Origin of the sequence: Streptomyces sp. NPDC057002 (genome assembly GCF_042673825.1) — a bacterium.
Classification (GTDB): domain Bacteria; phylum Actinomycetota; class Actinomycetes; order Streptomycetales; family Streptomycetaceae; genus Streptomyces.
Window position 1 is genome coordinate 115,239 of sequence record NZ_JBHURZ010000012.1, and the last position, 25,549, is coordinate 140,787.

Here is a 25,549-nt window from a genome sequence, read left to right on the forward strand (position 1 = left end):
GGGAACGTAGGGCAGCGTTCCGGAAGCGTCAATCCCTCACGCACCGCACCGGGGCGCTCGCGCTCAGCAGCCCGACCGGCCCGCGTGGAGGGCGAGAGCGGTGTTCGCGCCGAGGGTGGCGGTGAACTGACCAGCGGAGTTCACGGTCACGGTCGTGTTGTTCTGCACGTTGCAGTACGTCCCCGCCGGCAGCGAGGTCTGGTAGGTCCGGCTCAGCGAGCCCGACTCGTGATTGATGGCCACGAAGCCCTTGCTCCCCCGCCCGAACGCGATGGCGTCGCCCCCGTTGTCCCACCAGTCGGTGACGGCCTCGCCCCGCGTGGCATTGCGGAAGCCGACCATCGACTTGATCTCCGGCCAGTTGTGCTGGCACTTCCAGCCGTCCTGCCAGCAGGCGTTCACCTGGCCGCCGCCGGGCGGGCCGGCGTCATGGTCGGAGAACTCGTAGCCGGAGTTGATGTCCGGGGCGCCGTAGGGCCAGGCGAGCATGAAGACGTTGGCGAGGGTGTAGTTCGCGTTGTCCTTGTAGCTCAGGGTGCTGCCGTTGCGCTCGGTGTCGTGGTTGTCGACGAAGACGCCGGAGACGCCGCTGTTCATATAGCCCCAGCCCTCGCCATAGTTCTTCAGATAGGCGAGGTTCTCGTTGTTGAAGACCCGCTTGAGGTCGTAGGCGTAGCGGAACTCCTGGACGTCTCCGTTACTCGTGTATTCAGTGGGCTGGACGGCCTCGCCGGAGCCGTAGATGACCTCCTGCTTCCAGTACACCGACGGGTTGCTCAGCCGGGACTTGATGTTCGCCAGGTCGGCCGTGTCCATGTGCTTGGCCGCGTCGATGCGGAAGCCGTCGACACCGAGGGAGAGCAGGTCGTTCATGTACCCGGCGATCGCGCCGCGCACGTAGTTCTCGCCGGTGTCGAGGTCGGAGAGGCCGACCAGCTCGCAGTGCTGGACGTTCCAGCGGTCCTGGTAGTTGGTGATCTGGCCCGTGCAGTCGTCGAAGTCGGGCGCGGAGTACAGGCCCGGATAGTTGTACTTGCTGTACGACGAGCCGCCGGTGCCGGTGCCGCTGCCCGCCGCCATGTGATTGATGACCGTGTCGGCGACGACCTTCACACCGGCCGCGTGACAGGTGTTCACCATGTCCCGGAAGGCCGTGCGGTCGCCGAGCCGGCCGGCGATCTTGTAGCTGACCGGCTGGTACGACGTCCACCACTGGGAGCCCTGTATGTGCTCGGCGGGCGGGGAGACCTGGACGTAGCCGTAGCCGGCGGGCCCGAGGGTGTTGGTGCACTCACGGGCGACGGAGGCGAAGTTCCACTCGAAGAGGACGGCGGTGACGTCCTTGGTGCCAGGTGGGGAGGCCTGCGCACTGGTTGGGTTCATGACAACCGAAGCCGCGGCGAGCGCGACGGCGGAGGCGAGGAATCTGCGTGCCATGTGGGGTTTCCTTCTTCGTTGAAGGTTCTTGCTGCAAGGTTCAGAAACCTTGCGGTGACGCAGATGTTAAAGGCCCGCCGCCCGAAAGGGCAGCGGGCCGTACGAAATTCAAAGGAAAATCAGGCGGTGACCCCGGTGGTCCACCACACCGTGGTGTCGGCCGGCACCTTCGACTCGTCGTCGACCAGGACGACCTCGCCGCTCGCGACCAGCACCCGGCCGTACGCCGGCATCGCCACCGACTCCCCGGTGGTGTTCGCGACGCACACGAACTCACCGCGCCGGAAGGCGAGCACACCCTCGGGCGCCCGCAGCCACTCCACGGACGTACCGGCGCCGAGGTCGGGCTGCTCGCGGCGCACGGCGAGCGCGGCCCGGTACAGCTCCAGGGTCGAGCCGGGCTCCCCGGTCTGCGCCTCGACGCTCAGCTCGCCCCACCCGTCCGGCTGCGGCAGCCAGCTGCCCCCGTCACCGAAGCCGTACGACGATCCGGTCCGGGTCCACGGGATCGGCACCCGGCACCCGTCGCGGAAGCCGTCCTGGCCGGCGCCCCGGAAGTACGCCGGGTCCTGACGCACCTCGTCCGGCAGGTCGACGACGTCGGGCAGCCCGAGCTCCTCGCCCTGGTAGACGTAGGCCGAGCCGGGCAGCGCCAGCATGAGCAGGCTCGCGGCGCGGGCCCTGCGCAGCCCCAGCTCCCGGTCCCCGGCCAGCCGGATCTGGGTGCCGAGCCCTGCGGGGTTGGCGAAGCGGGTGGCGTGCCGGGTCACGTCGTGGTTGGACAGGACCCAGGTGGCGGGGGCGCCGACCGGGCGCATGGCGTCCAGGGTGCGGTCGATGACCTCACGCATCTCCCCGGCGTCCCAGTGGGTGCTGAGGTACTGGAAGTTGAAGGCCTGGTGCAGCTCGTCCGGGCGGACGTAGTGGGCCGTGCGCTCGATGGTCGGCGTCCAGGCCTCCGCGACGAAGATCCTCTCCCCCGCGTACTCGTCGAGGATGAGCCGCCACTGCCGGTAGATCTCGTGCACGCCCTCCTGGTCGAAGAACGGCATGACATCGTTGCCCAGCAGCTTCACCTGGTCGTGGGATCCAAGGTCGGGCAGCCCCTCCGCCTTCACCAGACCGTGGGCGACATCGATACGGAAGCCGTCGACGCCCATGTCCAGCCAGAAGCGCAGGATGGAGCGGAACTCGTCGCCGACCGCCGGGTGCTCCCAGTTGAAGTCGGGCTGCTCGGGGGCGAAGAGGTGCAGGTACCACTCACCGGGCGTGCCGTCGGGTTCGGTGACCCGGGTCCATGCCGGGCCGCCGAAGATCGACTCCCAGTCGTTGGGCGGCAGCTCGCCGTCGGCCCCCTTGCCGGGACGGAAGTGGTAGCGCTCCCGCAGCGGGGAGCCGGGGCCCTCGGCGACGGCCCGCTTGAACCACTCGTGCTGGTCGGAGGAGTGGTTCGGGACCAGGTCGACGATGATCCTGAGGCTCAGCTCGTGGGCGTCGCGGATCAGCGCGTCGGCGTCCAGGAGGTTGCCGAACATGGGATCGACGGCCCGGTAGTCGGCGACGTCGTAGCCGGCGTCGGCCTGCGGCGAGGCGTAGAAGGGGCTGAGCCACACGGCGTCCACGCCGAGGTCGCGCAGATACGGCAGACGGGTGCGGACACCTTCCAGGTCACCCATGCCGTCGCCGTTGCTGTCGGCGAAGCTGCGCGGGTACACCTGGTAGATCACCGCGTCCCGCCACCAGTCGCGGCGCTTGACGACGGTGGGGGTCATGGCAGGGGCGGCGGAGTGCTGCTGGCTCATGTCGTCCTTGATGCGTAACAGGATGTCGGTCATGGAAGGCGTGGGCGGGATGTTGGGGCGGCCGCGGCACAGCGGGGTCGGATGGGCACCACGGCCGCCACACCCGCGCCCCCGAGGGGCGCGGGGAACTGCGCGACCGGCCACGACGGCGCCGCGGCCGATCGACGGAGGGAGGTCACCCCTTCGTGCCACCGGCGGTAAGGCCCGTCACCAGGTTCTTCTGCACGAGGTAGAAGAAGATGGCGGCCGGTATCGCGATCAGCACAGCCGTCGCGGCCATCAGGTTCCGCTGAGCGTCGTGCTCGCTCACAAAGGTCTGCAGACCGACGGCAAACGTGTACTTGTCGTCGCTCAGCATGAACGTCGAGGCGAACGCGACCTCACCGAAGGCCGTGAGGAAGCTGTAGAACGCCGCGACCGCGAGGCCGGGCTTCGCGAGCGGCAGGATCAGCCGCGCGAACGTGCCGAAGGGGGTCAGCCCGTCGACGCGCCCCGCCTCGTCGATCTCGAACGGGATGGTGTCGAAATAGCCCTTCATCAGCCAGGCGCAGTACGGCACGATCGTGGTGCAGTTGACAAGGATGAGACCAAGGTAGCTGTCGATGAGCTGGAGATCCGAGAGGATCTGGTACATCGGCACGATCAGTACCGCGATGGGGAACATCTGGGTGACCAGCAGCACCCACATCAGCTTCCGGTAGCCGGGGAACCGCATGCGGGAGACGGCGTAGCCGGTGGACGCCGCGACGACGACGCCGATGAGCGTCGTGCCCAGCACCACGACCAGCGTGCTCGTCAGCCAGTCGAAGAAGCTCGTGTCCTGGAGGACGAACGCATAGTTGTCGAGCGTCATCTTGCTCCAGATGCGCCCGGGGTGGAGGTAGTCGTCCTTGTCCGGGCCGAGGGACAGGAAGACCAGCCAGGCGATCGGGAAGAGCGCGGTCAGGCTCGCGCCGATCAGCACGGCGTGCGAGGCGAGGGAGGCCGCGCGGCTCTGTTCGCCGCGGCGGCGGGCCTTGCGCGGGTCGCCGGCGGGGCGCCGCTCGGTGGCCGCGGCGGGGGTCTCGACGGTGGTCGTACTCGTCGTACTCATGGGGACTCCTGCCTCAGATCGCGAGCTGCTGCTCGTTGCGGTTCAGCCAGCGGCGGTAGAAGGAGGTGAAGACGATCAGGAGGGACAGGAGCAGGATTCCGTAGGCGGCGGACTGGGCGTAGTCGCGCGGCTGCTGCCCGAAGCCCAGCTGATAGGCCCAGGTCACGAGGATCTGGGCGTCGGGGGCGGTGTTGCCGAACAGCAGGAAGATGATGGCGAACTGGTTGAAGGTCCAGATCACGCCGAGGAGGACGACCGTGGTGCTGACTGACCTCAGGCCGGGCAGGGTGACGTAGCGGAACCGCTGCCAGGCGCTGGCGCCGTCCATCTCGGAGGCCTCGTACAGGCTCGCGTCGATCGACTGCAGGCCGCCGAGCAGCGAGACCATCATGAACGGCACACCGCACCAGGTGTTGACCATGATCGCGGCGAACCGCTGCCAGAAGGTGTCCTCCAGCCACGACGGCGTCGGCAGGTGCAGGAGGTCCAGGCCGGAGTTGATGATGCCGCCGTCGGCGAGCATGAACCGCCAGCCGAAGACGGTGACGAAGGTCGGCACCGCCCAGGGCAGCACCAGGATCATCCGGTAGAGGGTGCGGCCGCGCAGCTTCTGGTTGAGCAGCAGCGCGAGCCCGAGACCGATGCCGTAGTGCAGGGCGACACAGGCCGCCGTCCAGAAGACCGTCCACAGGAAGTGCGACCAGAAGCGGTCGTACGCCGTCGGGCCCCACAGGATGTCGGCGTAGTTGTCCAGGCCGATGAACTTGTAGGTGGCGTCGATCTCGTTGACGCCGATCGTGCGGGCGGTGTTGAGGCTGGTGGCGTCGGTGAGCGTGAGGTACAGGCCGTACGCCAGCGGGTACAGCACGAGGACCCCGAGGACGATCGCCACCGGGGCGACCATCGCGTAGGCGTACCAGTGCTTGTGGAAGCCGTTCTTCAGCCGCTGGGCCGGCCCGGGGCGCGGCTCCCGCTCACCGCGCCGCTTGCCGGTCGCTCGGTCGATGACGACTGTCATGGTTCGACACCTTCTGGAGGTTCAAGGAGGTCAGGGAGGCCAAGGGGAGCTGCCCGGGCTCAGGCGCAGGCGCGGACGGCGGCCGCCGGGTCCCCTCCCCCCGAGGGGACCCGGCGGCCACGCGGCGGTCACTTGGAGAAGTCCGGCACCAGCTTGGTGATGGCGGTCTCGGCGTCGCCGAGGCCCTTGTCCAGGGACTCCTTGCCGCCGGCGATCTCGATCAGCTCGTCGTCCAGCGGACCCCACAGGGAGCTGTACTCGGGCAGCGCCGGGCGCGGCTGGGCGGAGGACAGCACGCCCTGGTAGCCCGCGATGCCGGGGTCGGCCTTGACCTCGGCGGTGTAGGCGTCCTCGCGGGTGGGGAGCGTGGAGTTCTTCAGCGCGATGGTCTCCTGGGCCTTCGCCGAGGTCATGAAGTTGACGAACTTCAGCGAGGCCTTCTGGTGGGCCGCGTCGGAGCCGGCGTAGACGGAGAGGTTGTGGCCGCCGGTCGGGGCGCCCGCCTTGCCGGTGGAGCCGGCCGGGACGGTGGCGATGCCGAGGTTGTTCTTGTCCTTGAAGGCGGAACCCTTGTAGAAGTTCGTGATCTCCCACGGGCCCTGGACGATCGAGGCGACCTTGCCGCTGACGAACGCCTCCTGGATGTGGGCGTAGGCGTCCGCGGTGGCGTCGGCCTTGTGCAGGCCCTTGCCCTTGAACAGGCCCTGCCAGGTGCCGTAGGCCTTCTTGGCCGCGGGCGAGGTGACGGTGATCTTCTTGGCGTCGACGTCGACGGTGTCGGCGCCCTCGCCGTAGAGGAAGCTCTGGGCGTAGTAGGCCTGGGTGGAGCCCCAGTAGCCGTCGACGCCGGTCTTGTCCTTGACGGTGGCGGCGGCCTTCTTCAGGTCGTCCCAGGTCTTGGGGGCCTCGACGCCGGCCTTCTTGAACAGAGCCTTGTTGTAGACGAGGGCGAGGGTGTCCGTGGTGAAGGGGGCGCCGTAGGTCTTGCCCTCGTACTTGGCCTGCTCGATCAGGCTGGGCTGGAACTTGTCCTGCTCGGCGAGGGCCTCGGTGCCGTCGAGCGGTGCGAAGAAGCCCTTCTTGGCGAAGGCGGGGGTCCAGCCGACCTCGGAACGCAGCACGTCGGGGGCGCCCTTGGAACCGGCGGCGGTGTCGAACTTGTTCTGCGCCTGGTCGAAGGGGACGTTGACGTAGTTGACCTTGATGTCCTTGTGGGCGGCCTCGAACTCCTTGACCAGGGCCTTGTACGTCGGCGCCTCGTTGGTCGCGTTGGAGGTGTCCCACCAGGTGATGGTGACCGGGCCGTCGGCCTCGTCGCCGCTGTCGCTTCCGCCGCACGCCGTCGCCGCCAGGGCGAGGGACGCCACCAGCGCGGTGGCCGCTATGCCACGCCGCATGAGTTCTCCTTGAGGGTCAGCCCGTTCGTGCTGCCGACTGCGCCGTTGGCCGCCGGGCGTCGGTGAGATTAGCCGCGCTTCAAGGACTTGCGAAAGACCTTGCAGCAAAAAGTTGCAAGCGATGCCGATGGTTATCCCGCCGTGACCTCCCCTCGACCGCCCCGCAGCCTTGATTTCCGGCTGTTCGGCGGGCAGTCGGACAGCTGTGCAAGACTCTGCAAGCACTTGCCATCCGTTTCCGTCGGGGGAATCATCCGTTGCGGATCGGACGCCGGCCACGACCTCTTCTCGACTTTTGGGGACCGCGATGACCCAGCAACCCGCAGCCGGCCGTGGGACGGCACGCACCAGGCGTCCCGTCGGTGTGCAAGGAGGTCCCCGGCCGCTACAGTCCAGTGCTGTGACCACACGGCTTGCCGACATCGCCGCTCAGGCGGGGGTGAGTGAAGCGACTGTCAGCCGCGTCCTCAACGGGAAGCCGGGCGTCGCCGCCACCACTCGCCAGTCCGTGCTGGCCGCCCTCGACGTGCTGGGCTACGAACGCCCGGTGCGCCTGCGCCAGCGCAGCGAGGGCCTGGTGGGCCTGATCACCCCGGAGCTGGAGAACCCGATCTTCCCGGCCCTGGCGCAGGTCATCGGCCAGGCTCTGACGAGGCAGGGCTACACCCCCGTCCTCGCCACCCAGACGCCGGGCGGTTCCACGGAGGACGAGCTCACGGAGATGCTCGTCGACCGGGGGGTCGCCGGCATCATCTACGTCTCCGGGCTGCACGCGGACACCACCGCCGACATGCAGCGCTACGACCGGCTGCGCGCGCAGGGTGTGCCGTACGTGCTGGTCGACGGTTTCTCGCCGAAGGTGCAGGCGCCGTTCATCTCCCCCGACGATCGTGCCGCGATGAGCCTGGCGGTCACGCATCTGGTGTCCCTGGGGCACCAGCGGATCGGGCTGGCCCTGGGGCCGAAGCGGTTCGTGCCGGTGCAGCGCAAGATCGAGGGGTTCGTGCGCACGATGCAGGACCAGTTGGGCCTGGGCGCCGAGGCCGTGGAGACGGAGCTGGTCCAGCACTCGCTCTACACCCTGGAGGGCGGCCAGGCCGCGACCACGGCGTTGATCGAGCGGAACTGCACGGCCGTGGTGTGCGCCAGCGACATGATGGCGCTGGGCGCGATCAGGGCGGCCCGGCAGCTGGGCCTGGACGTGCCGAAGGACATCTCGGTGGTCGGCTTCGACGACTCGCCGCTGATCGCCTTCACCGATCCGCCGCTGACCACGATCCGCAAGCCGGTCCCGGCGATGGGCCAGGCGGCGGTCCGCACGCTGCTGGAGGAGATCGGCGGGACTCCGGCCCCGCACAGCGAGTTCGTGTTCATGCCGGAGCTGGTGGTGCGCGGTTCGACCGCCTCGGCACCCGGGGACCGCGGTCGTTCCTGACGTAGTGGCCTGATCTCGCCGTTGGGAGAACATGCGGCCCGGGCCCGGCCGAGGGATGATCGGTGGGGAAGTCCTTTTCTGGCAGACTTTGCGCCTATGGGTGATACGACCGTGACGAAGCCGGAAGGCCGGGAATCGGCCCTTCCGCAGACCGTTACGGCCGAGAGCGGCCCGGGTTCGCAGCACCGTCCGCGCACCCCGCGCCGGCCCCGGTTCTGGTTCGAGATCCTGCTGATCGCGGTGAGTTACTGGACGTACTCGCTGATCCGCAACGCCGTGCCCGAGCAGAGGGCCGAAGCACTGCGCAACGCCGACTGGATCTGGCAGGCCGAGCACCATCTGGGCATCGCCGTGGAGGAGTCGGTCAATCACACCGTGAACGCGGTGACTTGGCTGATCATCGGCATGAACTACTACTACGCGACGCTCCACTTCGTGGTGACGCTGGGTGTGCTCGTGTGGCTGTTCCGTCGGCATCCCGGCCGGTACGCGGCGACCCGGCTGGTGCTGTTCGCGACCACCGCCGTCGCCCTGGTCGGCTACTACCTGTATCCGCTGGCGCCTCCGCGCCTGATGAACGGCAGCGACTTCATCGACACCGTCATGGTCCACCAGACCTGGGGATCGATGGCGTCCGGCGATCTGAAGCACATGTCCAACCAGTACGCCGCGATGCCGTCGATGCACATCGGCTGGTCGCTGTGGTGCGGCCTGACGATCTTCGCGCTGGCGTCGGTCCCCTGGGTGCGGGTGCTGGGCCTGCTGTACCCGACGCTCACCCTGGTGGTCATCGTCGCCACCGCGAACCACTTCTGGCTGGACGCGGTGGGCGGCCTGCTCTGCCTGGCCTTCGGATTCACGGTGGCGAGGCTCTGGTACGGCACCCAGCCGTACGCGCTGCCGCGCCTGGTCCCGACGAAACCCACCTCGCCCGGGCACCGCGTGCGGGTGGGGGCCGGCCGGGGGCCGTCGGACTAGGGCCCCGTTCGGATCACCCCGCGTCTGCGGCGTGATCCGAACGAGGCCCTAGCGCTCTGCCACCCCGTAGAACAGTTCCTCCACCACGCCCCGGGCCCTGCGCGCCGTGCGACGGTAGGCGTCGAGCATGTCGCCCGCGTGGCCGGGGCCGTACCCGAGGTAGCGGCCGACGGCCGACAGTTCGCGGGGCTCGGTGGGGAATGTGTCGCCGGCCCGGCCGCGGACCAGCATCACCGCGTTGCGGACGCGGGTCGCGAGGACCCAGGCCTCGTCCAGGGTCGCGGCGTCCTCCTCCGTGATCAGCCCGGCCGTGCGGGCGGCGGCCAGGGCCTCCCGGGTGCGGGTGGTGCGCAGGCCCGGCTCCGCCGAGCCGTGCCGCAGTTGCAGCAGCTGCACGGTCCACTCCACGTCGGACAGACCGCCCGGGCCCAGCTTGGCGTGGAGTTTGGGGTCGGCGCCGCGCGGCAGCCGCTCGGACTCCATCCGGGCCTTGAGCCGCCGGATCTCGCGTACGGCCTCGTCGTCGAGCCCGTCCGCCCGGTAGCGCAGCGGGTCGATCAGCTCGATGAACCGGCGGCCCAGGTCCTCGTCCCCGGCGACGGGCTCGGCCCGCAGCAGCGCGTGCGACTCCCAGGTCAGGGACCACCGGCGGTAGTACGCCTCGTACGACTTGAGGGTCCGCACGAGCGGCCCGGACTTGCCCTCGGGGCGCAGGTCGGCGTCGATGAGCAGGGGCGGGTCGGCGCTGGGGATCTGGAGCAGGCGGCGCATCTCCGAGACGACCTTGTTGGCGGCCTGCCCGGCCTCCTGCTCGTCGACGCCGTCACGGGGCTCGTGCACGAACAGCACGTCCGCGTCGGAGCCGTAGCCCAGCTCGTGCCCGCCGAAACGGCCCATGCCGATGATCGCGAACCGGGTGGGCAGACTGTCGCCCCAGCCCTCCCGCACCACGGCCCGCAGGGTGCCGGCGAGCGTCGCCGCCGTCAGGTCCGACACCGCGCCGCCGACCTGGTCCACCAGCGCGCCCTGGTCGGCCTCGGCGGGCTGCTCCTCGGTGCCGTAGGAGCCGACGATGTCGACGGCGGCCGTACGGAACAGCTCGCGGCGGCGCACCCCGCGTGCGGCGGTGACCGCCTGGGCGGCCCCGTCGGCCCGTTTCACGGCGGCGAGTATCTCCTGCTCCAGATGGGTGCGGGAGCGCGGTTCCAGACCGCCGCCGTCCCCGTCGCCGAGCAGCGCCACCGCCTCCGGGGCGCGCATCAGCAGGTCGGGCGCGAGCCGCCCGGCGGACAGCACACGGGCGAGGTTCTGCGCGGCGGCGCCCTCGTCCCGCAGCAGCCGCAGGTACCAGGGCGTCTTGCCGAGGGCGTCCGACACCTTGCGGAAGTTGAGCAGGCCCGCGTCCGGGTCGGCGGAGTCGGCGAACCAGCCCAGCAGGACGGGCAGCAGGGTGCGCTGGATGGCGGCCTTGCGGGTGACGCCGGAGGCCAGCGCCTCCAGGTGACGGAGGGCCGAGGCCGGGTCGGCGTAGCCGAGGGCGACCATGCGCTCCCGGGCCGCCTCGGGCCTGAGCCGGGCCTCTCCGGAGGCGAGTTGGGCGACCGCGTCGAGCAGCGGCCGGTAGAACAGCTTCTCGTGCAGCCGGCGTACGACGGTGGCGTGCCGGCGCCACTCGCGGTGCAGGTCGGCGACCGGGTCGGCGCGCAGGCCCAGGGAGCGGCCGATGCGGCGCAGCTCGGCCTCGTCCTCGGGGACGAGGTGGGTCCGCCGCAGCCGGAAGAGCTGGATCCGGTGCTCCATGGAGCGCAGGAAGCGGTAGGCCTCGTCGAGCTGGGCGGCATCCGCGCGGCCGACGTAGCCGCCGGCGGCGAGGGCCTTGAGCGCGTCGAGGGTCGTACCGCTGCGCAGGGAGGTGTCGGTCCTGCCGTGCACGAGCTGGAGCAGCTGCACGGCGAACTCGACGTCCCTGAGGCCGCCCGGGCCGAGCTTGAGCTGGCGGTCGACCTCGGCGACGGGGATGTTCTCCACGACCCGGCGGCGCATCTTCTGCACGTCGGGGACGAAGTTCTCGCGCTCGGCGGCCTTCCACACCAGGGGCTGGACGGCGGCGACGTACTCCTCGCCGAGGCCCAGGTCGCCGGCCACCGGGCGGGCCTTGAGCAGCGCCTGGAACTCCCAGGTCTTGGCCCAGCGCTGGTAGTAGGCGAGGTGGCTGGAGAGGGTCCGCACGAGCGGACCGTTTCTGCCCTCGGGCCGGAGATTGGCGTCCACGGGCCAGATGGAGCCCTCGACCGTGGTCTCCGAGCAGATCCGCATCATGTGCGAGGCGAGCCGGGTCGCGGCCCGCACGGCCTTGGTCTCGTCGGCCCCCTCGGTGGCCTCCCCCACGAAGATGACGTCCACGTCGGAGACGTAGTTCAGCTCGTGGCCGCCGCACTTGCCCATCGCGACGACGGCGAGCCGGCACAGGGCGGCGTCCTCGGGCGCGGCGGCCTCGGCGAGAGCGAGGGCGGCGCGCAGGGTGGCGGTGGCGAGGTCGGCGAGCTCGGCCGCGGACTCGGCGACGCCGGTCGTGCCGCACACGTCCCGGGCGGCGATGGACAGCAGACAGCGCCGGTAGGCGACGCGCAGTGAGACCGGGTCGGTGGCCTCCGCGAGGCCGGCCTCGAACTCCTCCACCCCGGGGTGCAGGTCGTACGCCTCGTACATGACGAGCGCCTGCCAGTCGTCCGGGTGCCGGGCGAGGTGGTCGGCGAGGGCGGTGGAGGCGCCGAGCACTCCGAGCAGCCGGTCGCGCAGCGGCTTGGCCGCGATCAGCGTGTCGAGCAGTTCCCGGCGGGCGCCGGGGTTCGGCTGGGACTCCAGCAGCCGGACGAGTCCGAGCAGCGCGAGATCGGGGTCGGCGGTCCCGCCCAGCGCTTCCAGCAGCACCGGGTCGTCGCGCAGGGGCACGAGTTCGGCACTGTCCAGGAGCCGTTCGGCGGCGGAGGCGTCGGTGAAGCCGTGCCGCAGCAGCCGTGTGAAGGTACTGCTCCTGCGCCCCGGCGCCGCCGTCATCCCGGGCCTCCCTCGGACTCGCGTCGGTTTGCTTCGGTCTTGCTTCGGTCCTGCTTCGCTTGCTTCGGTCTTGCTTCGTTCTTCTTCGGATCAAGGTCTTACGGCTTTGAGCCTAACCGCAGAGCCCGGGTCAGGCTCCGATGAGTTCGGCGGGCGGACGGGGTCTGCCCTGTGAAGAGAGGGGAGCGAGAGGCCGGGAGGACACTCATGACCACCATGCACCCCGAGACCAGGCTGGACCGCCGCTACAGCGACGAGAACGCCACCGCGACCGACTGGCAGGAGGCCGAAGCGCGGCTCACGGCGGCGGAGCTGTTCTGGATCACGACGGTACGACCGGACGGGCGCCCGCACGTCACCCCGCTGCCCGCGATCTGGTCTGACGGCGCCCTGCACTTCTGCACGGGCCCGGAGGAGCGCAAGGCGAGGAACCTCGCGGAGAACCCGAACGTCGTGCTCACCACCGGCACGAACACCTGGGACCAGGGCTACGACCTGGTGGTGGAGGGCGAGGCGAGGCGCGTGACCGACGACGCCCGGCTACGCGAACTGGCCGCCGGGTGGGAGGCCAAGTACGGCAGTTTCTGGCACTTCGAGGTACGGGAGGGCTATTTCCGCCACGGCGCGGGGCGCGCGGCCGTCTACGCGGTGGCGCCGGGCACGGTTTTCGGCTTCGGTAAGGGGGAGCCGTTCAGCCAGACGAGGTGGCGGTTCGCCTGAGCCGCAATCCGACGCCCGACGGATGCCTGACGAAACGGATGCCTGACGAAGGAGTCACGCCATGGACTTCACTCTCGAAGTGATCCCGCTGCCCGTCACCGACATCGACCGCGCCCGGGACTTCTACCGGGACAAGGTCGGCTTCCACGTCGACATCGACCAGGAGGTCATGCCCGGGATGCGGATCGTCCAGCTGACCCCTCCGGGCTCCGGCTGCTCGATCGCCCTCGGCGAGTCGATCTGGGAGATGACACCGGGCCCCACCCCGGCCCCCGGCTCGTACCAGGGCCTCCAGCTGTGCGTCGCCGACATCAAGGCGGCCCACGCGGAGCTCGTCGAACGAGGCCTCGATGTCTCGGAGCCGGTCCAGTACGCGCCGGACGACGGTGCCACGTTCATGCACTTCACCGACCCGGACGGCAACGGCTGGGCGGTCCAGGAGTACCGCCGCCGGGCGACGGAGCCGCTGCACCGGTTGCTGGCGGACCTCAAGCGCCAGGAGGCGTGACCGCGGCGGTCGTGAGGCGCGTGACCGCCAGCCGCGTCAGCTCGCGGCTCTGCGGTTCGGTGTCGAGGGCGCGGTGCAGGGTCAGACCCTCGATGAGCGCGTCCAGCTGACGGGCGGTGTCCGCGTCGAAGTGCTGCTCCAGGAGCAGGCGGCTGCGGCGCATCCACGCGTGGGTGAGTTCGCGGTACTCCGGGCGCCGGGCGGCCAGCGTGTACAACTCGTGGGCGAGGACGAAATCGCGGCGAGGCCCCTCGGAGAGGGTGTGCACGAGGTCCGTGACGGCCTCACGGGCCTCTTCGGCGGTCCCGGCACTACCGAGATGCCGCTCGAAGACGGCCACGATGTGGTCGGCGAAGCGGGTGAAGGCCTCGCGCAGCAGATCGTCGATGCCGGTGAAGTGATAGGTCATCGAGCCGAGCGGCACCCCGGCCCGGACGGCGATCTTGCGGTGGGAGACGCCGGCGACTCCCTCGTCGGCGATGTGGTCGAGCGTGGCGGCGAGAATGCGTTCGCGCCGCTGCGGGTCCGTGTGTCCGGTGGCCATGGGCGTGCGCCGGTCAGAAGTTGCGGACGGGGCGGGCGGGGTTGCCGACGGCGACGACATTGGCCGGCACGTCCTTGGTGACCACCGCCCCCGCGCCGATCACCGCGTTGTCGCCGATGGTCACTCCGGGACACACGATCACTCCGCCGCCGAGCCAGACGTTGTCCCCGATGACGATCGGCCGGGCGGCCTCCAGCTTGTCCCGGCGCGGCTCCGGTTCCACCGGGTGGGTGGGCGTGAGGAGCTGGACGTTGGGGCCGATCTGGCAGTCCTCGCCGATGGTGATCCGGGCGACGTCCAGCGCGGTCAGGTTGTAGTTGACGAAGGTGCGCGCCCCGATGGAGATGTTGCTGCCGTAGTCGACGTACAGCGGCGGCCGCACTTCGGCTCCCTCCCCCACCGAGCCGAGCAGCTCGACGAGCAGCGGCCGCGCCGCCTCGGCGTCCTCGGTACAGGCGGCCAGATACCGCCCGGCAAGCCGCATCGCCCGCTGCTGCCGCCGGGCGATCTCCGGGTCGTCGGCGATGTAGAGATCGCCCGCGAGCATCCGCTCCAGGTTGGTGCGCGGGTCGTTCGCGAAGTAGTCGATGGCCATGCGTACGATCGTACACTCGTGAATGTACAGACGTACACTCCTGCTCGTCTCCGGGTCCGTCACATGCGATGGGGCTTCGCCCGGGGCATGCCGTCAACGGCCGGCCGGGTGTGTCGCTCGGCGGCGTCGAACGCGGGCGCGAGCGGGGCCAGCGCCGCGCGGAGCTGGTCGGGCAGTGAACCTGAGGGCACGACCAGCCCTCCGGCACCGAAATCCCCGGCGATCCCTGCGGTCTCGGCCGGCCGGAGCCAGCCTTCCAGTGCGATGCGAACCGCCGCGGCCACGCTCGCCGCGAGAACGCGGGCTGTGTGCGCTCCGGCGTCGCCCAGGCGTTCGGCGATCACCGCCGTGAGAGGGAGCTCGATGTCGGCGGTGGTATCGAGGAACGCGTCGCGGAGCGCGGTCCGGGTGGTGATCAGCAACAGCGCCTGCTGTTCGCGCTCACCGGTGTTCGCGTACTGCTCGACCACTGCTTCGGTGACGGCGTCAGCCAGGCGCACTCCTGCGGGCCGGGCCGCGACCGCCGCCGCGATCCGCGCCTCCCGGTCCGCGGCAACAGCGGAGACGATCGCCTGCTCACGGCTGGCGAAGTAGTTGTTGTAGGTGCGCGGCGAGACCCCGGCCGCCTCGGCGATGTCCTCGACCCGCACCTGATCCGGTCCGCGCTCCACGGCCAGGCGCAGAGCCGCCTCACGCAGCGCCTCGCGAGTGGCCCGCTTCTTCCGCTCCCGCAGCCCTGGTGGTGGTGTCGTCACGGTGTCAGCGTTCCACACAGAGCTGCGTGCACGCAAACTTGCGTGCACGCACTTTTCTTGTCAGTCTCGACCCGACCGAGACCGAGGGAGAGGACGTCACCGTGCGAGCAAGAGGGATGACCTACGACACCGGATTCGTCGTGCACGGCCAGATATCCCGCGAGCACTTCGACCCGGCGGTGGTCCGGCGCGAGCTCGCCATCATCCGCGACGACCTGCACTGCAACGCGATCCAGATCATCGGCGGCGCCCCGGACCGACTGGAGCTGGCCGCCGGTGCCGCCGCCGAGCTCGGCCTGGAGGTCTGGTTCTCGCCCTATCCACTGGAGCTGGATCCGGAGCAGATCCTCACGCTCCTCCGCGACTGCGCCGAGCGAGCGGAACGGCTCCGGCAGCAGGGGGCCGCGGTCGTGTTCGTCGCAGGGGTCGAGCTGAGCGTGATGAACCGCGGGTTCCTGCCCGGAGGGAGCCCTGAGGAGAGGGTCGAGCAGCTGATGAGCCAACCCGAGCGGCGGGCCGAAGCGATGCGCGAGCTCGGCGTGCGCATCAACGCGTTCCTCCGCGATGCCGCGGCCACGGTCCGCGAGCGCTTCCAGGGCAAGCTCACCTACGCATCCATCCAGTTCGAGCAGGTCGACTGGACTCCCTTCGACGTTGTGACGTTCGAGCTGATCCGCTCCGCCGAGGTCGCCGACCGGTTCCGGGACGCGGTGCGCACCCTGGCCCAAGGCCCGAAGCCGCTCGCCATCACCGGGTTCGGCACCGCGGCCTACCGCGGCGCGGGAGACCGCGGTGGGCGGGTGCTGGACGTGGTCGAGCACGACCCGGAGACCAAGGCTCCAGTACGGCTGAACGGCATATACGAGCGTGACGAGGCCGGCCAGGCCGCATATCTGAGCGAACTGCTGGAGATCTTCGAGACCGAGGGCGTGGACAGCGCGTTCGTGTTCCTGTTCGCCTTGCCCGGCTACCCGCACCGCCCCGACGGCGACCCCAGGGACGACCTGGACCGGGCCGGCCTGGGCATCGTCAAACTCCTCGAAGGGCGCCGGGGGCAGACCTACCCCGACATGGAATGGGAACCCAAGGCCGCCTTCGCGGCAGTGGCGGGGCGGTATCGGAGATGACAGGCCTCGTGCACGGTGACCACGCGGATCAATGATGTCGGGCGTTGCGGGTAACTGCTGGTCGATCGCGGAGGCAGTCGGCCTGGACCGGCCATGACGCCAACGTGATCGTGGCGGTGTATACGACGTACGCGATCGAGCGGGGCCACGCCGGACCGGGACCTGTACGTGCAGGCCGCTTGGTTCGCCGATGCGGCGCGGATGGCGACGGCCGGTTTCCCCAAGGCTCACGCATTCGCCACCAAGCCGGCGCCCGCCCTCGCGCAGGCGAAACGGGCGCTGGCTGCCAAGGCCCGGCCATCAGTCGAGGTTCCGGGCTTCGTTGGCGTGCAGGAGATCGACCAGTTGCCCCGACACTTCCCGCTTGATGGCAGTGAAGTCCAGTCGCGGCAGGAACTCGCTGTGATCCTTCAACATGGCCTGAACGTATGTCGTGAACGGCACGAAATCACCGTACGGAGATCCGTTCCTACCCTCTAGTGGCCGCCTCGGGTTGTACGGGCCGAGCCAGACACGTCACGGTTGAACTCGATAGGTCACCCAGTGAGCAGATCGCTAGGGAGGTTGCGCCTTGCCTCGTCGTATCAGACCGGCCCGACGCAGCGAGACATCTCCATCAAGCACCGAACGGTTGTCTGCCAGGGCAGCCGTCGCCAGCACTGTCATCGCCATGCTGTCCGCCATCGCTGCCACACTCTCCGCCCTCTACGGCGTCAGCGCTTCGAGAAACCTCGCCGATGCGCAGGGGCAAGACCTGGCCCGTAGAGAAATCTCCCAGTACGTCGTGCAGATGAGTGATTTCGACCGTACAGGCGGTAACGCTCGCCGAAACGAAATCGTCACCCTAGCCACCCAAATAGACGCACTTATTGCACAATACGGCCAAGAAAAACTCCACCTGAGCGCCTCAACATATCGACTAATAGGCCTGTTTCTAACCCTCTCGACCACCGACCTCGAACTCGCCGAACGCATGAGCCGGCAAGCATTGAAATTATCCACCCGGATGGAGTCCGACGGAGCTGGCGGCTTGCGGATGGCGGATCCACTGGAGGCATTGCAGGCGCATCGAGTAATTGCTGATATTGCCGCCCAAAACCTTCATTTAGCCAAAATGAACAGAGAGTATTCAGCAGCACTCAACATAACCGATTCGGAAGGAGCGAGAAACATATACATCAGGAAAGAAGCGCGCCACTTCACTCGCATCTACTGGGCACTGAGCGCGATGCTGCTGGCTGACACTGAAGACAATCCGGATGCACCTCTATGCGAAGAAGTGCGGCGCCATGCCGATGCAGCACGCGCCGACTTCGCGGCCGTGGGTAAAAGTCCGGAGATCGTTCGCCGAGCAAGACGAATCAAGAACAACAGATGCGCGACTTGGATAAATCTGACAAGTTGGCAGAAATATTGATCTTCTCCTTCGCTGGACCAACGCCGCACCCGCGCCCCACCATTCCTGGACTACCTGAGCGACCGCACAACAGCATGGTGGACACCAGGGCGTGAGAAGTACTTCTCTTGGCATCGTGCACACAGCCCGCCCACTTCCCGCGCTAAGGCTCCCCAGAACGGCGCCACCACGGTCGTTAATCACGTCGGGATATCGAGTGCAACCAATTGGTATAGGTGATCCGCCTTCTCTGACCAGCTAACCAACATGGCACGGTCAATCAAATGGATGCCATGCACACTCCCCCAGGCGGCGGCATCCTCCGTAAAGGTCCCATTGGTCACGACGATTGATTCTTTCGCGCTATACACTTATCTCACTGTGCCGATTATCTGATACAGCACCTGAGACCCCACCTTGCGCCCGGCGCCACCCAAACGCCACCGGCGCTCAACCCCTGCGACCCCGAGGTGGCATCCCGGAGTTGCCGCCTAACTCTCCAGCCGTAGATCGTGATCATGGATACGGAGGCTGCTCGCCGGTAGCCTGCCTGCGTGGCTGAGATCTGGGGCGAAGAGCAGTTGATCGCGGACGGCTTCGAGCCTGTGTACGCCGAGTCGGAGTGGTACGACGGCCCGTGGGCTGGCCTTGCTGACATCGGCGGGAAGCCTCACTACTTCGAGATGCACGTCTACGACCACAGCCATGAAGTCGATGAGTACCAGGTCTGGCCCGCAAGCGAGGCGGTGACGGAGCTGGAGCGCGAGCAGTGGGCGATCTACGCCAGGTGGTACGAGCGCCGTGAGGCGGGCGAGGTCGGACAGGAGAGCCATCCGGGCCACGGCGGGGTCGACGCCCGCTATGACGAGCTGGAGCTGCTGTTGGCGCCGCACCGCTTGGCGCCGGACGGCGCCCGTCGGCTCGTGTGTGAGCTGCGGTTCGTTGCCGGTGTCGACGTTCGCTACCGAGTCGAGGGGCCCGACTACTGGCTTCGGTGGCGTCCGAGGCCGCCGTTGATCATGGGGTGTTGTGTGGGCAAACCAATGATCACGCGGCGGCCTCGGACGCCGACGTAGTGCCTGCCCACTGGCAGGAGGCATTCGAAGGACTGATGAGCCGGATCGCCGGCCGGGTTTCCCGAGTTGAACCCCGTCGCCGGGTGCGGCGGTTGGTCTCCGGGCTGCTGTCGGACCTGCCGAGGAAGAACTGCTGGACCCTGGCCGAGCACGCGGGCGATGCCACTCCGGACGGCATGCAGCACCTGCTCCACCGGGCGAAATGGGACGCCGACGCGATTCGTGACGACATACGCGCCTACGTGGTCGAGCACCTGCGCGACACCGAGGCGGTGCTCGTGGTCGACGGGACGGGCGATTTGAAGAAGGGCACCGCGACCGTCGGCGTCCAGCGTCAGTACACCGGCACGGCCGGCCGAGTCGAGAACGCCCAGGTCGCCGTTTATCTCGTGTACTCCGCCGCCCGCGGACACGCCGCCATCGACCGAGCCCTGTATGTGCCGCGCTCGTGGACCGAGGCACCGGACCGCTGCCGGAGCGCGGGCATCCCCGACGGCCTGGCCTTCGCCACCAAACCCCAACTTGCCGCCCGCATGGTCGAGCGGGCCTTGGACGCGGGAGCACCCGCGCGCTGGGTCGCGGGCGACGAGGTCTACGGCGACAACCCGCACCTGCGGACCGCCCTGGAACATCGTCGGACCGGCTACGTCCTGGCGGTGTCCAGCACCCACTCCGTCATCACGCCCGCCGGTAAGTTCCAGGCGAAGACTCTGGCCGCGCGGATCCCGAAGCGGGCCTGGCAGCGGCTGTCGGCCGGAGCAGGCGCGAAGGGTGAGCGGTACTACGACTGGGCCCAGATCGACATCCACGACGCCGCCGGTTGGCCCGGCCAGTGGTGCCTGTTGGTCCGTCGCAACCGTCGCACCGGTGAACTCGCCTTCTACCGCTGCTTCTCACCGCGTCCGGTGCCGATGTCCGAGCTGGTGCGGGTGGCCGGACGGCGCTGGACGATCGAGGAGACGTTCCAGGCAAGCAAGGGCTTGACCGGCCTGGACGAGCACCAGGTCCGCCGCTGGACCTCCTTGCACCGCTGGGCCACCCTCGCCATGCTCGCCCACGCCTTCCTCGCCTGCACTGCAGCCACCGAACGCCGCGACCGACCCGCCCCCGACGGCCTGATCCCCATGACCGGCAACGAGATCCAGCACCTGTTCGCGGCATTGATCCGCCCAGCCCACGACCTCGCACACCGCCTGCGCTGGTCACACTGGCGACGTCGGCATCAAGCCCGCGCCCGCCGGTGCCACTACCGACATCAAGCGGCCGTCCAGCCATGAAGATCACGATCTACGGCTGGAGTACTAAGCCATAGACAGCCGCGTGCGGTCGCTTGGCGACAAGCCGAAGCGTGAGCCGAACTTGCTCATCATGTCTGCGCCGTCGCACATGATCTGAGCAGCAGGATTCATGACCCGGTTCCCGTCGCGCCCTCTACCAGGGGGCCGCGCTCGGCCAGGACAAGCCGCGTTTCCTCGGAATTCGCCCACACTGAGCAGTAGGCAATGAGGTAGGCCCGGGCAATGACCGTGGCGAGACGGAGGCGAAGCAGCTCGGGAACAACGCGGTTCCACTCAGCGAGTGCTTCCCCCTCGAAGTCGCCCGGCGGGGCGAGAGCCCCCGTGGCCGGCTCAGGCTCAGCTTCGTTCAGCTTCTTCTTCGACGGGTTGCCGCGAAGCTTGTCGAGCTTCGCAGCGTCTCGACGCTGCGACGTCCCAGAGACGGCCCAGAGGCAGTGAGACACCATGGGGCCGACGATCCACAGCCGTCAGCCCCATGCAATGCATCAGCGGAGAACCCGCCTTGAGCTGCGCTTACAGCGCCGGCAAGTTCTTCCGCAGCTCGAACGCCGTGACCTCGCTGCGGTACTCCTCCCACTCCTGCCGCTTGTTGCGCAGGAAGAAGTCGAAGACGTGCTCCCCGAGGGTCTCGGCGACCAGGTCGCTGCGTTCCATCAGGGTCAGGGCCTCGCCGAGGTTCTGCGGGAGGGGTTCGATGCCCATCGCGCGGCGCTCGGCGTCGGAGAGGGCCCAGACGTCGTCCTCGGCGCCCGGCGGGAGCTCGTAGCCCTCCTCGATGCCCTTGAGACCGGCGGCGAGGAGAAGCGCGTAGGCCAGGTAGGGGTTCGCGCCCGAGTCCAGGGAGCGGACCTCGACCCGCGCCGAGCCCGTCTTGCCGGGCTTGTACATCGGCACGCGGACCAGCGCCGAGCGGTTGTTGTGGCCCCAGCAGATGTACGACGGGGCCTCGCCGCCCGCACCCGCCGTGCGCTCCGCGCCGCCCCAGATGCGCTTGTAGGAGTTGACCCACTGGTTGGTGACCGCGGAGATCTCCGCCGCGTGCCGCAGCAGGCCCGCGATGAAGGAGCGGCCCACCTTCGACAGCTGGTACTCGGAGCCCGACTCGTAGAAGGCGTTGCGGTCGCCCTCGAAGAGCGACAGGTGCGTGTGCATACCGCTGCCCGGGTGCTCGGAGAACGGCTTCGGCATGAAGGTCGCCTGGACGCCCTGCTCCAGCGCCACCTGCTTCATCACGAGGCGGAACGTCATGATGTTGTCGGCCGTGGAGAGCGCGTCGGCGTACCGCAGGTCGATCTCCTGCTGGCCCGGGGCGCCCTCATGGTGGGAGAACTCGACCGAGATGCCCATCGACTCCAGCATGGTGATCGCCTGGCGGCGGAAGTCCATGCCGACGTTGGTCGGGGTGTGGTCGAAGTAGCCCGAGTTGTCGGCGGGCGTCGGACGGCTGCCGTCCAGCGGCCGGTCCTTCAGCAGGAAGAACTCGATCTCCGGGTGGGTGTAGAACGTGAAGCCCAGGTCGGAGGTGCGGGCCAGGGCGCGCTTGAGGACGTAGCGCGGGTCGGCGAAGGACGGGGAGCCGTCCGGCATGAGGATGTCGCAGAACATGCGGGCCGTGCCCGGGGCCTCCGCACGCCAGGGCAGGATCTGGAAGGTCGACGGGTCCGGCTTGGCGATCATGTCGGACTCGTAGACCCGGGCGAAGCCCTCGATCGCGGAGCCGTCGAAGCCGATGCCCTCGTCGAAGGCCTGTTCCAGCTCGGCCGGGGCCACGGCGACGGACTTGAGGAAGCCCAGCACGTCCGTGAACCACAGCCGTACGAACCGGATGTCGCGCTCCTCCAAGGTCCGGAGCACGAACTCCTGCTGCTTGTCCATCTTCCGCTTCCCCATCCTTGCTGGTCAGGCCGCCTTCTCTTCCGTACCACGGGAGGCGGTCGGGCACCTGAGCATCCCACCACACCACCATTTCGTACGCGTTGCGCACCATGATCGCCCGGCCGGCCCTGGGCCGAACGCCTCACGTACGGCAGGTGAACTGCTCTTCCGCCCATAGTGCCTGCTGACGGCGACATCCGTAACGGCCGGTCCGCTCCGCTGCTCCACCCGCTTAATTTGCATCTCAGATGCAACTTTAAATACCGTGCTCCCAGTCGAGCACCGAGGAGCCCCGATGCTGTCCGAGCAGTCCGCCGCCACCGTCCGCGCCACACTCCCCGCCGTCGGCGGGGCCCTCGGCGCGATCACCGAGCGCTTCTACGCCGGCCTGTTCGCGGCCCGCCCCGAGCTGCTGCGGGACCTGTTCAACCGGGGCAACCAGGCCGCCGGCACCCAGCGGCAGGCGCTCGCCGGCTCCGTCGCCGCCTTCGCGACGCACCTGCTGGACCGCCCGGAGCAGCGGCCGGACGCGATGCTGCACCGCATCGCCCACAAGCACGCCTCGCTCGGCGTCACGCCCGAGCAGTACGAACTCGTCCACGAGCACCTGTTCGCCGCCATCGCCGAGGTGCTCGGCGACGCCGTGACGCCCGAGGTCGCCGCCGCCTGGGACGAGGTCTACTGGCTGATGGCGAACGCCCTGATCGCCGTCGAGAAGCGGCTGCGCGAGGAGAGCGGCGGGCCCGCCTGGCGGACCTGGGAGATCGTCGAGCGCGTCACCGAGACCGAGGACGTCGTCACCTTCCGGCTGCGGCCCGCCGACGGCTCTGAAGTGCGGGACTTCCTCGCGGGCCAGTACGTCTCCGTCCGCGTCGCCCTCCCGGACGGCGCCCGGCAGATACGGCAGTACAGCCTCTCCGGTGCGCCCGGTCCGCTGCTCCGGCAGATCAGTGTGAAGCGCGTGCAGGGGGACGGCGCCCCCGACGGCGAGGTCTCGAACCACCTCCACGCGCGCGTGCGGGAGGGCGACGTCCTCGAACTGTCGGAGCCCTACGGCGACCTGGTCCTGGACGCCGGCCCCGGCACACCGCTGCTGCTGGCCTCGGCGGGCATCGGCGTCACCCCCATGACCGCGATGCTGGCGCACCTCGCCGGCTCGGGGCACCGCGCCCCGGTCACCGTCGTACACGGCGACCGCTCACCCGCCACCCACGCCCTGCGCACCGACCACGAGGCCTACGCGGCCAAGCTTCCGGAGTCGGCCGTCCACCTCTGGTATGAGCAGGACGCCCCGGCGGGCACCCACTCCGGTCTTGTCGACCTCGCCGGCGTCCCGGTCGCGCCGGGCACGCGCGCGTACCTGTGCGGGCCGCTGCCGTTCATGCGGGCGGTACGGGCCCAGCTCATCGCGAAGGGCGTGTCCCCGGCCGACATCCACTACGAGGTGTTCGGGCCGGACCTGTGGCTGGCGGGGCAGCCGTAGGGGCCTCGGCCCTCAGATGGGGCGCTGGTCTCCCCGCGAGATCCCCAGCAGCAGCGCCCCCGTCGGCTCCGCCACGATGTCCCGGACCGTGACCGGGTCCAGTGAGGTGAAGAACGCCTCCTGGGCCCGGCGCAGGGCGCCGCGCAGCCGGCAGGCGGAGTTCAGGGGGCAGGGGGTGGGGCCCTCGCAGTCGACGACATCGCCGTCGCCCTCGAAGGCGCGCACCACGGCACCCACCGACGCCGTGCGGCCCTGCTCCGTCAGGGTGAGACCGCCGCCGCGGCCGCGGCGGGCCTCGAGCAGCCCCATGTGCTGGAGTTCGGCGACGACCTTCGCCAGGTGCGTGTACGGCACGTCCATGCCGTCCGCGACCTCCCGGGTCGTCGGACTCGACTCGCCCGCGACGGCGAGCCGCATGAGGACCCGCAGGGCGAGGTCGGTGGAGCGCAGCAGCCGCATACACGCAGCGTAGGTAATGGGAATCTGCGGTTCAAATTATCCGCGGACGGGAGCGGGGAAGGGGCTCGAAGCTGTCGGGCACCTGTCGGTGCCGTATCGATTCAGCCCATTCCCGCCGCCGCCCTACGAGGCGCCCTGTTCCCCCCATTACGATCAGGCCACCCGACCGTCCCACCATTCCCACGAAGGACACCTCATGGGCTCCGCCAACAAGAGCAGCACGGCACGCAAGGCGCGGATAGAGGAGATGCGGCGCGCCGAGCAGTCCCGTGAGCGCCGCAACCGGATCCTCGTCATCGCGGCCAGCGTGGTGGTCGTGTGCGGTCTCGTCGGCGGCGGTGTCGTGCTCGTGCGGTCCCAGTCCGACGACGGCGGCAGTGACACCGCCGCCGCGAGCGACACCTCGGGCAAGGGGAAGTTCGTCACGGGCAAGGACGGCGTGAAGACCTGGGAAGGGAAGCTGGCCCGCAACCACGTCACCAAGGCCGTGAAGTACGCCTCCGAGCCGCCGGTCGGCGGTGACCACAACCAGGTCTGGATGAACTGCAACGGGGACGTCTACACCAAGGAACTCGACAACACCAACGCCGTGCACTCGCTGGAGCACGGCGCGGTGTGGGTGACGTACAACGCCGACGCGAAGAAGGCCGACGTCGACGCGCTCGCGGCGAAGGTGAAGAAGACGCCGTACACGCTGATGAGCCCGATGGACGACCAGAAGGACCCGATCATGCTCTCGGCGTGGGGCCACCAGCGCACGGTGACGGGTGCGAGCGACCCGAACGTGGACAAGTTCTTCGAGAAGTTCGTCCAGGGCGAGCAGACGCCCGAGCCGGGTGCCGCCTGCACGAACGGGCTGTCGCAGTGAGGCACGCCGGTCTGGTCGCCGGTGCCGCGGCGACGGCGCTCGTCGCGGCCGGTGCGATCACCTACGCCGTCGCCGGGGACGAGGGCAGCAGCCGGACCCCCTCCGCCGAGTCCGCGGACGCCGGGTTCGCTCGGGACATGGCGGTGCACCACCAGCAGGCCGTGGAGATGTCGTACATCGTGCGCGACCGCACCGAGGACGAGGACGTGCGGCGCCTCGCCTACGACATCGCGCAGACGCAGGCCAACCAGCGCGGCATGATGATCGGCTGGCTCGATCTGTGGGGGCTGCCCAAGGTGTCCTCCGAACCGATGGCCTGGATGGACATGGGAGGCATGGCCTCCGGCAAGGACGGCGCGCTGATGCCGGGCATGGCCACCAACACCGAGCTGAAGAAGCTCGGCACGCTGAACGGCAAGCAGGCGGAGATCTTCTACCTCCAGCTGATGACGGACCATCACAAGGGCGGCGTCCACATGGCCGAGGGCTGTGTGGAGAAGTGCACGGTCGGGGTGGAGAAGCGGCTCGCCCAGGGCATGGTGGAAGCGCAGCAGTCGGAGATCGGCCTGATGGCGGACATGCTGAAGGAACGGGGCGCCGCGCCGCGCTCCTAGCGCGGAATCCCCTT

General features: G+C 69.1%; 24 protein-coding genes and 1 pseudogene. 11 read left to right on the plus strand and 14 right to left on the minus strand.

Annotated elements, in window-relative coordinates:
* Positions 1-63: 63 nt before the first annotated feature.
* The 5 genes from ACFT32_RS41045 to ACFT32_RS41065 form a co-directional block, all read right to left on the minus strand.
* A complete protein-coding gene (locus ACFT32_RS41045) occupies positions 64-1,437 on the minus strand; it encodes an alpha-amylase family protein (protein WP_382499381.1) in 1,374 nt (457 codons plus the stop codon).
* A gap of 119 nt (positions 1,438-1,556) precedes the next feature.
* Complete coding sequence (locus ACFT32_RS41050) at positions 1,557-3,239, minus strand: glycoside hydrolase family 13 protein (protein ID WP_382499634.1); 1,683 nt, start codon at positions 3,237-3,239, stop codon at positions 1,557-1,559.
* Between the two features lie 175 nt (positions 3,240-3,414).
* Positions 3,415-4,332, minus strand: a complete 918-nt coding sequence (locus ACFT32_RS41055) for a sugar ABC transporter permease (protein WP_382499383.1) — start codon at positions 4,330-4,332, stop codon at positions 3,415-3,417.
* A gap of 13 nt (positions 4,333-4,345) precedes the next feature.
* A complete protein-coding gene (locus ACFT32_RS41060) occupies positions 4,346-5,350 on the minus strand; it encodes a carbohydrate ABC transporter permease (RefSeq protein ID WP_382499385.1) in 1,005 nt (334 codons plus the stop codon).
* A gap of 128 nt (positions 5,351-5,478) precedes the next feature.
* Positions 5,479-6,747, minus strand: coding sequence for an extracellular solute-binding protein (locus tag ACFT32_RS41065; RefSeq protein ID WP_382499387.1), 1,269 nt, complete (start codon positions 6,745-6,747; stop codon positions 5,479-5,481).
* A gap of 400 nt (positions 6,748-7,147) precedes the next feature.
* On the opposite strand from ACFT32_RS41065, the gene ACFT32_RS41070 reads away from it, so the two are divergent.
* Complete coding sequence (locus ACFT32_RS41070) at positions 7,148-8,182, plus strand: LacI family DNA-binding transcriptional regulator (RefSeq protein ID WP_382499389.1); 1,035 nt, start codon at positions 7,148-7,150, stop codon at positions 8,180-8,182.
* A 96-nt stretch (positions 8,183-8,278) separates the two neighbouring features.
* Positions 8,279-9,160, plus strand: a complete 882-nt coding sequence (locus ACFT32_RS41075) for a phosphatase PAP2 family protein (protein ID WP_382499391.1) — start codon at positions 8,279-8,281, stop codon at positions 9,158-9,160.
* 48 nt (positions 9,161-9,208) lie between these two features.
* On the opposite strand, the gene ACFT32_RS41080 is transcribed toward ACFT32_RS41075, so the two are convergent.
* Positions 9,209-12,217: a bifunctional [glutamine synthetase] adenylyltransferase/[glutamine synthetase]-adenylyl-L-tyrosine phosphorylase gene (locus ACFT32_RS41080; protein ID WP_382499392.1), complete on the minus strand. Its 3,009-nt coding sequence runs from the start codon at positions 12,215-12,217 to the stop codon at positions 9,209-9,211.
* 207 nt (positions 12,218-12,424) lie between these two features.
* On the opposite strand from ACFT32_RS41080, the gene ACFT32_RS41085 reads away from it, so the two are divergent.
* Positions 12,425-12,937, plus strand: a complete 513-nt coding sequence (locus tag ACFT32_RS41085) for a pyridoxamine 5'-phosphate oxidase family protein (RefSeq protein ID WP_382499394.1) — start codon at positions 12,425-12,427, stop codon at positions 12,935-12,937.
* Between the two features lie 61 nt (positions 12,938-12,998).
* The gene (locus ACFT32_RS41090; protein ID WP_382499396.1) at positions 12,999-13,445 is read left to right on the plus strand and encodes a VOC family protein; all 447 of its coding nucleotides are present in this window, start codon (positions 12,999-13,001) and stop codon (positions 13,443-13,445) included.
* On the opposite strand, the gene ACFT32_RS41095 is transcribed toward ACFT32_RS41090, so the two are convergent.
* Genes ACFT32_RS41095 through ACFT32_RS41105 form a run of 3 tightly spaced genes read right to left on the minus strand, consistent with a single transcriptional unit; the run spans position 13,426 to position 15,339 of the window.
* A complete protein-coding gene (locus ACFT32_RS41095) occupies positions 13,426-13,989 on the minus strand; it encodes a TetR/AcrR family transcriptional regulator (protein ID WP_382499398.1) in 564 nt (187 codons plus the stop codon). The genes ACFT32_RS41090 and ACFT32_RS41095 overlap by 20 nt on opposite strands.
* 13 nt (positions 13,990-14,002) lie before the next feature.
* Complete coding sequence (locus tag ACFT32_RS41100) at positions 14,003-14,584, minus strand: sugar O-acetyltransferase (protein WP_382499399.1); 582 nt, start codon at positions 14,582-14,584, stop codon at positions 14,003-14,005.
* A gap of 59 nt (positions 14,585-14,643) precedes the next feature.
* Positions 14,644-15,339: a TetR/AcrR family transcriptional regulator gene (locus ACFT32_RS41105; RefSeq protein WP_382499401.1), complete on the minus strand. Its 696-nt coding sequence runs from the start codon at positions 15,337-15,339 to the stop codon at positions 14,644-14,646.
* 116 nt (positions 15,340-15,455) lie between these two features.
* Here ACFT32_RS41105 and ACFT32_RS41110 point away from each other — a divergent pair, with 116 nt between their 5' ends.
* Complete coding sequence (locus ACFT32_RS41110) at positions 15,456-16,466, plus strand: hypothetical protein (protein WP_382499637.1); 1,011 nt, start codon at positions 15,456-15,458, stop codon at positions 16,464-16,466.
* Between the two features lie 300 nt (positions 16,467-16,766).
* Here the strand turns inward: ACFT32_RS41110 and ACFT32_RS41115 are convergent, their stop codons facing one another.
* Positions 16,767-16,910, minus strand: coding sequence for a hypothetical protein (locus ACFT32_RS41115; RefSeq protein WP_382499402.1), 144 nt, complete (start codon positions 16,908-16,910; stop codon positions 16,767-16,769).
* 226 nt (positions 16,911-17,136) lie between these two features.
* On the opposite strand from ACFT32_RS41115, the gene ACFT32_RS41120 reads away from it, so the two are divergent.
* Positions 17,137-17,883: a hypothetical protein gene (locus ACFT32_RS41120; RefSeq protein ID WP_382499404.1), complete on the plus strand. Its 747-nt coding sequence runs from the start codon at positions 17,137-17,139 to the stop codon at positions 17,881-17,883.
* 179 nt (positions 17,884-18,062) lie between these two features.
* On the opposite strand, the gene ACFT32_RS41125 is transcribed toward ACFT32_RS41120, so the two are convergent.
* Positions 18,063-18,233, minus strand: a complete 171-nt coding sequence (locus ACFT32_RS41125; protein ID WP_382499405.1) for a restriction endonuclease — start codon at positions 18,231-18,233, stop codon at positions 18,063-18,065.
* Between the two features lie 183 nt (positions 18,234-18,416).
* On the opposite strand from ACFT32_RS41125, the gene ACFT32_RS41130 reads away from it, so the two are divergent.
* Together ACFT32_RS41130 and ACFT32_RS41135 are read left to right on the plus strand one after the other, a co-directional pair.
* Positions 18,417-18,938, plus strand: coding sequence for a hypothetical protein (locus ACFT32_RS41130; protein ID WP_382499407.1), 522 nt, complete (start codon positions 18,417-18,419; stop codon positions 18,936-18,938).
* 35 nt (positions 18,939-18,973) lie between these two features.
* A complete protein-coding gene (locus tag ACFT32_RS41135; RefSeq protein WP_382499408.1) occupies positions 18,974-20,215 on the plus strand; it encodes an IS701 family transposase in 1,242 nt (413 codons plus the stop codon).
* A gap of 24 nt (positions 20,216-20,239) precedes the next feature.
* Here the strand turns inward: ACFT32_RS41135 and ACFT32_RS41140 are convergent.
* Both ACFT32_RS41140 and glnA read right to left on the minus strand, forming a co-directional pair.
* Positions 20,240-20,682: pseudogene (locus ACFT32_RS41140) on the minus strand (phage terminase small subunit P27 family).
* A gap of 67 nt (positions 20,683-20,749) precedes the next feature.
* On the minus strand, positions 20,750-22,111 hold the full coding sequence (gene glnA, locus ACFT32_RS41145; RefSeq protein WP_184596240.1) for a type I glutamate--ammonia ligase: 1,362 nt from the start codon (positions 22,109-22,111) through the stop codon (positions 20,750-20,752).
* 295 nt (positions 22,112-22,406) lie between these two features.
* Here glnA and ACFT32_RS41150 point away from each other — a divergent pair, with 295 nt between their 5' ends.
* Positions 22,407-23,594: a globin domain-containing protein gene (locus ACFT32_RS41150; RefSeq protein ID WP_382499410.1), complete on the plus strand. Its 1,188-nt coding sequence runs from the start codon at positions 22,407-22,409 to the stop codon at positions 23,592-23,594.
* A gap of 12 nt (positions 23,595-23,606) precedes the next feature.
* On the opposite strand, the gene ACFT32_RS41155 is transcribed toward ACFT32_RS41150, so the two are convergent.
* A complete protein-coding gene (locus ACFT32_RS41155; RefSeq protein WP_382499412.1) occupies positions 23,607-24,053 on the minus strand; it encodes an RrF2 family transcriptional regulator in 447 nt (148 codons plus the stop codon).
* Positions 24,054-24,249: 196 nt separating this feature from the next.
* Between ACFT32_RS41155 and ACFT32_RS41160 the strand changes: the two genes are divergently transcribed.
* Positions 24,250-24,921: a DUF3105 domain-containing protein gene (locus tag ACFT32_RS41160; protein WP_382499414.1), complete on the plus strand. Its 672-nt coding sequence runs from the start codon at positions 24,250-24,252 to the stop codon at positions 24,919-24,921.
* On the plus strand, positions 24,918-25,535 hold the full coding sequence (locus tag ACFT32_RS41165; RefSeq protein WP_382499416.1) for a DUF305 domain-containing protein: 618 nt from the start codon (positions 24,918-24,920) through the stop codon (positions 25,533-25,535). Before ACFT32_RS41160 ends, ACFT32_RS41165 begins: the two co-directional genes overlap by 4 nt.
* Positions 25,536-25,549 lie beyond the last annotated feature (14 nt).

What these genes read in the sequence shown, in the direction of transcription:
- ACFT32_RS41160 (WP_382499414.1), top strand. Translation starts at nt 24,250, where the DNA reads ATGGGCTCCGCCAACAAGAGCAGCACGGCACGCAAGGCGCGGATAGAG.
- ACFT32_RS41135 (WP_382499408.1), top strand. Translation starts at nt 18,974, where the DNA reads ATGAGCCGGATCGCCGGCCGGGTTTCCCGAGTTGAACCCCGTCGCCGG.
- ACFT32_RS41065 (WP_382499387.1), bottom strand. Translation starts at nt 6,747, where the DNA reads ATGCGGCGTGGCATAGCGGCCACCGCGCTGGTGGCGTCCCTCGCCCTG.
- ACFT32_RS41155 (WP_382499412.1), bottom strand. Translation starts at nt 24,053, where the DNA reads ATGCGGCTGCTGCGCTCCACCGACCTCGCCCTGCGGGTCCTCATGCGG.
- ACFT32_RS41045 (WP_382499381.1), bottom strand. Translation starts at nt 1,437, where the DNA reads ATGGCACGCAGATTCCTCGCCTCCGCCGTCGCGCTCGCCGCGGCTTCG.
- ACFT32_RS41120 (WP_382499404.1), top strand. Translation starts at nt 17,137, where the DNA reads ATGCTGTCCGCCATCGCTGCCACACTCTCCGCCCTCTACGGCGTCAGC.
- ACFT32_RS41100 (WP_382499399.1), bottom strand. Translation starts at nt 14,584, where the DNA reads ATGGCCATCGACTACTTCGCGAACGACCCGCGCACCAACCTGGAGCGG.
- ACFT32_RS41055 (WP_382499383.1), bottom strand. Translation starts at nt 4,332, where the DNA reads ATGAGTACGACGAGTACGACCACCGTCGAGACCCCCGCCGCGGCCACC.
- ACFT32_RS41050 (WP_382499634.1), bottom strand. Translation starts at nt 3,239, where the DNA reads ATGAGCCAGCAGCACTCCGCCGCCCCTGCCATGACCCCCACCGTCGTC.
- ACFT32_RS41110 (WP_382499637.1), top strand. Translation starts at nt 15,456, where the DNA reads ATGACCTACGACACCGGATTCGTCGTGCACGGCCAGATATCCCGCGAG.
- ACFT32_RS41150 (WP_382499410.1), top strand. Translation starts at nt 22,407, where the DNA reads ATGCTGTCCGAGCAGTCCGCCGCCACCGTCCGCGCCACACTCCCCGCC.
- ACFT32_RS41085 (WP_382499394.1), top strand. Translation starts at nt 12,425, where the DNA reads ATGACCACCATGCACCCCGAGACCAGGCTGGACCGCCGCTACAGCGAC.
- ACFT32_RS41075 (WP_382499391.1), top strand. Translation starts at nt 8,279, where the DNA reads ATGGGTGATACGACCGTGACGAAGCCGGAAGGCCGGGAATCGGCCCTT.
- ACFT32_RS41095 (WP_382499398.1), bottom strand. Translation starts at nt 13,989, where the DNA reads ATGGCCACCGGACACACGGACCCGCAGCGGCGCGAACGCATTCTCGCC.
- ACFT32_RS41080 (WP_382499392.1), bottom strand. Translation starts at nt 12,217, where the DNA reads ATGACGGCGGCGCCGGGGCGCAGGAGCAGTACCTTCACACGGCTGCTG.
- glnA (WP_184596240.1), bottom strand. Translation starts at nt 22,111, where the DNA reads ATGGACAAGCAGCAGGAGTTCGTGCTCCGGACCTTGGAGGAGCGCGAC.
- ACFT32_RS41090 (WP_382499396.1), top strand. Translation starts at nt 12,999, where the DNA reads ATGGACTTCACTCTCGAAGTGATCCCGCTGCCCGTCACCGACATCGAC.
- ACFT32_RS41060 (WP_382499385.1), bottom strand. Translation starts at nt 5,350, where the DNA reads ATGACAGTCGTCATCGACCGAGCGACCGGCAAGCGGCGCGGTGAGCGG.